Consider the following 9,286-nt stretch of genomic DNA (forward strand, 5'->3'; position numbering starts at 1 on the left):
GTTAATAATATGAGTGGGCAGCTTATTATGCAGGCAGAGTATTCTCAAGCTACAAATGCAATTGATGTTACTGGTCTTAGTAATGGTATCTATTTAGTGGAAATTTCAGATGAAAATTCAGGAGATAGTATAGTAAAACAGTTTGTTAAAAATTAATTTAAGTTAATTTTTTAAACTCCCAAGGATTAATTTCATGGGAGTTTTTTAGTTTATAAGGATAAGGGAGGCATTTAAAAAACGAGCCTATTTATAAAAAAGTTGCTCGTTAATTGAATCGATTACTTCTTAATATATTTTTAAATTGATTTTTTAAGTCTTCTCCCGAATCGTAAACCATTTGTTCATTGCTAGGAAAGGGAATTTCTTCGCTATCAATTAGGTTTAAATGAGTTTCATTTAAAGCTCTAGTATCTCCTTTATAATTTGCATAGAGGTGTTCAAAAACGGTCGTTGTATTTAAAGGATAGCTGTTTAAGTGTTGTTGAGTGCTGTTATCAATCAATTTTACAGTAGCCTGTACATTGGCATTTTTGTATTGTTGTAGCTCATAATATTCGCAAATAGCTTTTTCTTTAGTTTCAATTATAATTTTTTGTTTATGTTCATCTAAAACAAAATTTCCATCCTTATCAAGTAGATATTCTTCATTTACAATTTCTTTTTCATAGGTATGTTGAGTTTCTTTAATCCTTTCGGGAGAAATTAGAATCTCGTTAAAAAGAAATAAAATGCTATAATCATATGAAGTATTTGGCGTTTTATTAGTGTGGAATGCTGTCCAATAACTATTTAAATCATAGGTTTCTATGTTTAACAAATCATTTTCTAAGTTTTTGGGTATAATTTGATTGGTATTATTGGTTAATGAAATCAGCACATATTCAATACCATTTGTATGCGCTTGATCAAGTAAATCGCGCGTGTTTTTATAATTTGGATAGATTGACTCTAAGTAGGATAAAGTTTCATGGGTGTTTCTGAAATCATTTTTATTTTTTGCATTTTGAAATGCGGTAGTTCCATCCTTGTATAAAAATGCCGCTAAGTTTTTCTTACTTTCAATAATCTCATTGGTATAATCAGAAAATTTAAAAACAGCTTTTTTAGAACTATTTAAATAGTGTAAGGGTAGCAGAGGTTTTATACGCTCTTGTCTATTTCTAAGTTTTAAATAAGTATGATAAATTTCGTCTAGATTAGTTGGATTGTTTTCTCGTGTTAAAAAATCAATTCGTTTTAAATTTTTAGAACTCGCCTTTTTAAAGGCATCCTCAAGTATGGGGATATAAGCCTGCTTTTTTTACTTGTTTTATTTCGCGATAACTTATCAATAGCTTTCTCAATAGAACTATCATAATTACCCTGTGATAAGGATTTTTGCGTGTTTTTAACTCCACTACATGAAATAGTGAATAGTAAGGATGTAATTAATAGTATAAATTTTTTCATGCTTGGCGTTTTATTAGCTAATTCAAAAGCTATGCCAATTATATTTGGTAGGCTTAGCCAGCTATCAATTCTTTTTGTACTCCATTAGCCATGTATATCAAAATATCTTCGGCTTGAATAGTAAATTCATTGGAAGGATTTTTAATAAGTTGGCCTTTACGGCTCACGGCGAGTAGCACAATGTTATGTTGCTCTTTTTGTTCGATAAATGCTGAGGTATAATTTTTTCCTACTAAAGGAGAATTAGAGCTAAGTTTAGTTTCGCAAATGTCTATATCAGTTGCAGAATTGGAGGTGGCAATTAAATCTTCGGTCAGTAAAGCTACGTTGGGTTCAAAAACATAACTGGCAATAAATTTTGAAATAATTTCCTTTCGGGGAATAATGTATTGAATGCCTAAGTAATTGAATGATTCTTTAAGTTCGCTATTTTCAATTGCCACCACACATTTAAGATTTTCATACTGCTTTTTTAGGCTTATTGAATATACAAGGGTGTCAGTATCATTATCAAAATTTATGTACACACGTTTTGATGATTCAATATTTGCCTTTTTTAAGCTTTCAAAATCGTTCAATTCTGTTTGTAATACAAAGCAGGTTTTGGAATTGTAAAGTTGCTTTATTTGTTTTAAATCTTCTTCATTATCAACAATGATAGCTAAAGGTTCTTTGGCTTTTACAATTTGTTCCGCTACTTGTTTTGAAAATGAATTCCAACCTATAATAATGCAATGATTAGAATTTTTTGTACCCAATAGCCCCATTTCTTTATTTTTTAAATATTCTTTAATTCTTAAGTTTAATTCGGTGAGCAAGTATCCTAAAATCCCTAAACTTCCAATAACAAATAAAAAACCGATCAACCTTCCCCAAAAGGAAACAGGATAAAAATCCCCATAGCCTACGGTAGTTAATGTAACTAACGAATACCAATAGGCGTCAGCAATATTGTTAATATTTCCGTCAGGAAAATTAGATTCCACCACGTATAATTGGTATACTAAAAGATTATATCCTAAAATAAATCCTAAAAAGGTGATTATTTTTTTTGGATTTAGCATTGGGCAGATAGTCTTTTAAAGTGCTCTAATTTTTCTTTATTGCAACTGCTTAGTTCAATGTAAGTGGTGTTGTTTTCAGGAAAAGTATGAATCGCCAAATGACTTTCCGCTAATAACCAAAAACAAGTGTAGCCTTGTAGATCAAAATGATGTTCGGTAAAGTGAACAATGGTAAAACCACTATCGATTAATTGCTTATCGAATATTTTTTTTAAGCGGTCGGGTTCCGTTTCATTTATCCACAATTGATGATTGTAAATTTGAGCTTCGACTTCTTTATATTTTATATCCATCATTCTTATTTTGAATCCCAATTTAATTTAGAAATAAGGAATGTTATTTCTATTATTTCACATTCTAGTTTGTAAAGTTATTCTAAATACATTTTACGATATTTTATAACAAAAAGATACTAGAATCAACACTTCATTTTAATTACAAAAAGTTGAAATACTGAGTTCAGTATCATTTTATTCAACTTTCAAAATTGTCAATTCGAGTGATTTTCGTTAGAAAATTTTATCGAGAAGGTCAATTTTGATATGAAAAAGATGATTCTCGATATAAAATTCTTACAGAATTTCACTCGAACTAGCATCTTTTTCTTACATCGAACTCACGTTAAAAATAGTTTTTTACAATTATATTTTATCAATTTTACTCACAACTAATACAAATCCCAATTGCCTTTCAAATAATATTTGTAAAGCACAGGATTGTGAATTTTATTTATGTCCGTACTATCCACGGTTGAGTTAAAAAAGGCATCTTTTCCAAATGAAGTTAATAATTGCATGGCTTCATTATTAATCCATTGAGTAGACACATTTTTAAAAGTACTACTTTTTAATGCTAGTTTTAAATCCATCGGATTTGTTTTTTTTGCACCTAAAATCCACCCCCATTCGCCCATGGAAATAATTTGATTGTGCATGGGCACTGTTTTAAAATTAGCTGATTGCAAGGTGTTGTTAATACAATTAAAAGCTTTGGTGGCAAAATACGGGCTTCCTGCCTGAGTAATAATAAAACCGTTGGGACGCAACTTGCGGTAGCAGTGCGTGTAAAATTCATGGGAATATAAACGTCCTAATTCGATATTTCTGGGATCGGGTAAATCGATAATAATTACATCATAAAAGGAATTAGCGTCTTGTTCCAAATGATTGTAAGCATCTTTATTGTAAATGTTTAGTTTACTACTACTCATAGATCCATTATTGCTATTAATCAATACGGGGTGTTCTTTACCTAACGCTGTCATTTTGGGGTCCAAATCAACCATATCAATTTTTTGAACACTTGGATATTTTAATAGTTCGCGAACCGCACAACCATCGCCACCGCCTAAAATTAAAATATCTTTTGGCATGCCAGCTAATTGCATTATTGGATGTACTAGTGGTTCGTGGTACATTTCCTCATCAATGGTGCAAAATTGCAAATTTCCATTTAAGTACAGCCAATGTTCATTTTTCCATTCGGTGAGCACTATTTTTTGGTACTTGGTTTGTTCCGAAAAAATGACCTTGTCTTTATATTTTTTTTGTTCTCCCCACTGAATAATTGGTTTGGTATACAAAATTCCTGAAATTAATATTCCAAAAACAAGGATTAATAAGGCGTTCAGTTTTTTTAAACGCAGCAAGGCTATCTTCTGCTTAAAGCGAAATAAAACAATAATAGCTACTAGAAAATTGATGATTCCTAAAACAAATGGAGTATATGATAATCCTAAAATTGGCAATCCAACAAACGCAAAAAATACTCCACCGAGTAGGCTTCCATAATAATCTTTTTCAAGTATGGAAGAAATATTGGTTTTCAAATCTTCATACTCTTTATTAATACGCACTACCAATGGAATTTCCAGTCCGATAAGTAAACCTACCAGCATGCTAAGCGCATAAATTAAAATTTCATAGTAAAGCGAGAAGGCGGCAATAGTATATACCACTACGGACGAAAAAGCAACCACTAGAGACAGGCTTACCTCCAAAAGAAGAAAATTTTGAATTAAATTGGAATGAATACGTTTGCTCAACCGACTACCAAGGCCCATACAAAAAAGCATAAGCGAAACAATCATAGTCCATTGAAAAATGGAGTTTCCAATAAAATAAGTTGCCAGCGTTGAAAGAACATACTCAGCAACAATGCCCGCAAATCCAGTGGCAAAAATGGCGGCTTTTAAAACAAAGGAGTTGTTTTTTAAAAAGTACATAAAATAAAAATAGCGGCTCCAATATAAGCAAAGGCTTCTACAAGGGCAGCTCCTAAGTTTGGTTTAGACTGATTGATAATTTCATCCGTTAAACGTTGTCCAGGAAGTAGAATCTTGTCACTCACCAAGCGCATTACAGGTAAAATAATGATCCCTAAAAGGGTGTATGTTAAAATTTCAATTACGGAAGTTTGCAAGTCTGTAAAAGGCTCAATCATAGCATTCATAATTACTATACTAATGGAAATAACAGCACCTGCAAAAGCAATTCCAGCGGCAACATTGTCCTTTTCAATTTGATCATGGATGTCGTATCCAATCCACCAGCTAAATATTTTAGTACTAATAATTAGCATAATATTTCCAATAAACCAGTAGCCTACAAAGGTGATTAATCCTTCGGTTAAACTACTCGCTTCGCCAATTAGAGCTCCGTACAATAAAAAGGCGTTGCCAATGTAAATTGCCGCTTCAATAATACCAGTACCCTCATTTCTGTCCTGTAAAATTTCTTTTTTTATAGAAAATTTTGGAAGCATCAATTTATTTGAAACCAAAATGGAAACATGAAGTAAAAACATACCTAATATGCTATAAATTCCAATTAGCTTGGCATCTTCAATAAAACCATAGCTTTCGCCTGAAATGGCAGCAATTAGAATAATGGTTATGGCCGAAAAATAACCCACGTAGGCAATGCTGAAAGCAAAATTGTCCTTTTCAACTAATTCATGATTTACCAGGGTAGTTGCATTTAGGGTATTATAAAGTATTTTTCCAATAAAAAATAAAACGAAAACAATAGCCAAATACCCCAAACTATGAAGTAAGCTATTGACATTTATAAATTCGGTTAGCGTATTCATACGTAATTATTATTTTCCGAAACCACCGCTTCTTCCTCTTGACGAAGAGGATGAACTAAATCGGTTAGCGTTTCGAGTTGTTTTTGAGTAGCTTTTACTTGATGTGTAACCTCGGGACTTTAAACTGGACGAGCTTTGTGCAACTTTGCTGCGAACTTTGCTTTTAAAGTCAGAGGGCTTTTTGTTCCAACTGGTATTGGTGTTAGTTTTTGAGCGGGTTCCGTATTGATTGTTTTTCCCGTAATAGTCCGTACGTCCGCGGTAATTTCTTCGGTAATCGTTCCAATCACTTCTAGGGTAACCGTAATAACCACCATAACCGTAGCGAGGCCCAAAAAATAAATCACTCATTAAACGGTAACGTCCGTAGAAAATCCAAAATGAGCTCCCATTACTATGCGTTTGCCATTGTCCGTACTGTGGATTGCCTACATAACCGTTTGCCCCTGCAGGTGCCGAGTTTTTATCCAGCACTCCGTTTTCTTTACTCAAAATGGTCATGCCCAAATCGTTTTGGTAATCTTCAAAAACAATGGGAGATACTTCCAACCAGTCCGTAGTTTCAATTTTGATATCAGAAGCTTGCGCTGTGGTGTCAGCCAGTTGATCTCGTGTAAGTTTTGGTTTTTCTTCTTGAATCAGAATTTGATACTTGTGGTAGTATTTGTCAATATCTTCACGATAATCCATATCTGCAAGAATTACTGAATAATCACTCTTGTCAATATATTTTGTAATGATGTTATCAACAGGTGATTTTACAAATTTAGGCCGTTGTTCAGTTTTGCTTCCGCAAGAAATTAGGCCTAGAAATAAACCAAAAATGGAAAGAAATAGTATGAGAAACTTTTTCATAGTGGTGTAATGTTAACTTACCGGCAATATATTACTAATTTCGAAAGGCTTAACTTTTTTTCCGATACTAGCTTCAAATTCATCTTCGCCCCACTGTTCAATGGTTAAAAACTGATCTTCGTCATCATTTTCGTAGTCAAAAGAAATCAATTCAGTCCAATCTTCACTATCTACATCGCGATAAAAGCCAGGAGATTGCTCGTCAAAATGATAAGTAATGCCTTCAAATAAAATTTGATTGGGAAATTTATCATGATTTTTGAAATAAGTGGCTACATCTTCTCCTAATTTTCTAAATTTTATTTTTTTGAAAATACAGATTTCAAGCCCTTCATCTTCTTCTATAGTTAAGTAACGTATTTTACCACGCGATTCAATTAAAAATTCGCGTGAAAAAAAATGATCACCCCAATCATATTCGCCCATTTTTTTTACGGTCCATGTCTCCATGTCATAATCCAGTAGATAGCCTTTTTCAAGGTCTGTAACCTTAATATTGGTAGGGTCAAAGTGTGGGTCTTCTTCCTTTTTTTTAAACATATCAAATATGCCCATGTTGGTTGTTTTAAATTTATTTATATATACTAGTTGACGTAACAATCAATTTATGTTTGAAAGAAATAATTTTAACAAGTAATTTTCTGATAATAAAAATAGCTATATTATTACCTAATTACATTAAATTTTACTGATAATTGAATTGGAATTTTTTGTCATTGGTTTGACCCGAATTATGTATTAGAAAATTTATTGGCATCGCCAAAGGGTATAATACCCCGAGGCTTGTCTCGAAATGAAAGCTTTTTTCTAACGAATGTCTTGTGGGCTTGCTCCGAGGTAGTTTACTTCAACATGGAATCACTTCAAAAACAACCATTGAGTTATACTTTTTGATTTAGCACAGCGGTATGTATAATTATATGGAAGTACATTTATCAATAATTATACAGGAGGTTACAATTCTAAAAATAAAAATGCCAATACAGATTAAATACTGTATTGGCATTTTTTTAATTAACTATAAGAAGCTTAATTAATAACTAGTTTTTTAATTTTAGAAGCTGTTTCAGATTGGTACTTAACAATATAAACACCTGCTGAAAGATCTTTGTTAGTGAACTCTTTAATAGAGTTGTCCGCTACACTAAATTCTTTAACAAGTTTACCGTTAACATCAAAAATTTCAACATCATACGACTGTGTTTCTGTAGAAAAATAAACCTCATCAGTAGCAGGGTTTGGATAAATAGTCAAATTATCTTCACTTCCTAATTCATCAGTGGTGCTAACTATTTTGGCACCGCTTCTATTATTAGTAGGTGCTGGTACAAACTTCCAACGAGATGACTGCCAAAATAAACTAGATGGTCGTTGCTCTATTTCTGCAAAATTTTGATCGCTTACACCTCTAAAATATTTTCCAGTTTCTCTATTTTCTAAAAAATAATATCCGTCATCATCACTAGTAACCCTTCTCCACTGTGTATACTTGTTAGCAGAAGGACGCTGAATTAATAAACTTAGGTCAGCATTTGTTTTTGGTCTAAAATACATATCATTGTAAACATTTTTAAGGTGAAAATATCCATTATTAGTTGGTATTTGCTCCCATACGTTCTGTAAACCAACCCAACTAGCATCACCTTGGTTTATTGTTGCTCCGTTAGTTTTATTACTAACTCTTAATTTTTTTCCAGTTGCTTTGTTTACAATGTAAAATTGAGCTTTTTGATTGCCATTCGATCGAGTTTTAGGCTTGTAATATCTAACATAAGATACTTTCATACTAGTACCGTCAATGGCATCTGTTACAGGTCCTACAAAGCTAGGAAGGCTAAGTATGGCCAAACTAAACATGATATTTGTTGAACCATGATTAGTAGAGTTGGTAACAGATCTAATTAATTGATTGTCAAAATAGAAATTCATTACAGTAGGCGTCCATTCTAAGCCGTAAACATGGTAATCATTACCTAAATTTTCATTTGGATAGTCAAAATGTTCTGAATCTACTGGGTGTTTTGTGTTACCATTAACTACCCATGTATCAGACCAATTATGAACATTAGTAGCTATTTGGTTAGGGTAGTGTCCTTCGTTAATGTCTATTTCGTAACGATCTTCACCAGCAGGGCTTCCAGTACGTGGCCATAACCAAAAAGAATTGTTAGTTCCAGTAGCAGCAGCATAACGATATCTTGCTTCAAAATAACCATAAGTAAATTGTTTTTTAGTCCAAACACTACCGCTGGTCCATTGTTTTCCTCCACGATTTTCTTTTTTGTTTGTAATTTCGAGAATACCGTCAGCAATTTTAACATTTTCTCTCCATCTACTTGCTAAGTGCCAAGAATCAGCTGGAGTACCATTTTCCGATATCCACTTACCGTCGAAATCAGAATCTAGTCCATTAAACTCGTCAGACCAATCAAGTTCGTAATTTGATAAATTGACGGATTGTCCCTGAATAAAGAACGAAAATAACGTCGCACATAATGTCGTTGTTAGTGCTTTAATTTTGTTCATAATTTGTTTTTTTTTTGATTAATTGATTACTGCGAATATATTTTGGAATAGAAAATAACTAATATAAAAATATCATAAATTAGGTGTTAAAGTTACCGAAAAGCTTTTTGTTACTAGGTATATAGAAAAAATGGTAAGAATATATGAGCATAAATTTCAAGAGTGTTTTGAACTGTGTAATTCAAGTTTTTTACTTTTAAAATTGTTAATTATGGGTTTTTTCTTACAAAATTAAATTTTGTGTTAAAAAATAATAGTAAACTTGATTTTGTGTGTTAATTCATTAAAAATTTACAAGTGAA

9 protein-coding genes are annotated in these 9,286 nt (G+C 32.2%); 1 reads left to right on the forward strand and 8 read right to left on the reverse strand.

The window, feature by feature from the left end; translation table 11 throughout:
• Window positions 1-9: 9 nt before the first annotated feature.
• The gene (locus tag GMC_RS22855) at window positions 10-156 is read left to right on the forward strand and encodes a T9SS type A sorting domain-containing protein (protein WP_369073171.1); all 147 of its coding nucleotides are present in this window, start codon (window positions 10-12) and stop codon (window positions 154-156) included.
• A gap of 109 nt (window positions 157-265) precedes the next feature.
• On the opposite strand, the gene GMC_RS20370 is transcribed toward GMC_RS22855, so the two are convergent.
• The 8 genes from GMC_RS20370 to GMC_RS0100775 all read right to left on the reverse strand — a co-directional run bounded on the left by GMC_RS20370 (window position 266) and on the right by GMC_RS0100775 (window position 8,984).
• The gene (locus tag GMC_RS20370; protein ID WP_010520330.1) at window positions 266-877 is read right to left on the reverse strand and encodes a hypothetical protein; all 612 of its coding nucleotides are present in this window, start codon (window positions 875-877) and stop codon (window positions 266-268) included.
• Window positions 878-1,502: 625 nt separating this feature from the next.
• Window positions 1,503-2,513, reverse strand: a complete 1,011-nt coding sequence (locus tag GMC_RS0100745; protein WP_010520331.1) for a potassium channel family protein — start codon at window positions 2,511-2,513, stop codon at window positions 1,503-1,505.
• A complete protein-coding gene (locus GMC_RS0100750; protein WP_029489530.1) occupies window positions 2,507-2,809 on the reverse strand; it encodes an S-adenosylmethionine decarboxylase family protein in 303 nt (100 codons plus the stop codon). The genes GMC_RS0100745 and GMC_RS0100750 overlap by 7 nt, the downstream gene beginning before the upstream one ends.
• Window positions 2,810-3,180: 371 nt before the next feature.
• The gene (locus tag GMC_RS0100755; protein WP_010520333.1) at window positions 3,181-4,737 is read right to left on the reverse strand and encodes a polyamine aminopropyltransferase; all 1,557 of its coding nucleotides are present in this window, start codon (window positions 4,735-4,737) and stop codon (window positions 3,181-3,183) included.
• A complete protein-coding gene (locus tag GMC_RS0100760; RefSeq protein WP_010520334.1) occupies window positions 4,725-5,603 on the reverse strand; it encodes a DUF350 domain-containing protein in 879 nt (292 codons plus the stop codon). The genes GMC_RS0100755 and GMC_RS0100760 overlap by 13 nt, the downstream gene beginning before the upstream one ends.
• Before the next feature lie 9 nt (window positions 5,604-5,612).
• Entirely contained in the window at window positions 5,613-6,458 is an 846-nt protein-coding gene (locus GMC_RS0100765) for a hypothetical protein (protein WP_010520335.1), read from the reverse strand.
• Between the two features lie 12 nt (window positions 6,459-6,470).
• Window positions 6,471-7,013 (reverse strand): DUF4178 domain-containing protein, encoded by a 543-nt coding sequence (locus GMC_RS0100770; RefSeq protein ID WP_010520336.1) that lies wholly within the window; start codon window positions 7,011-7,013, stop codon window positions 6,471-6,473.
• 474 nt (window positions 7,014-7,487) lie between these two features.
• Window positions 7,488-8,984, reverse strand: coding sequence for a family 16 glycosylhydrolase (locus GMC_RS0100775; protein ID WP_010520337.1), 1,497 nt, complete (start codon window positions 8,982-8,984; stop codon window positions 7,488-7,490).
• Window positions 8,985-9,286: the final 302 nt, after the last annotated feature.

It is taken from the genome of Aquimarina agarivorans, from assembly GCF_000218485.1.
GTDB lineage: Bacteria > Bacteroidota > Bacteroidia > Flavobacteriales > Flavobacteriaceae > Aquimarina > Aquimarina agarivorans.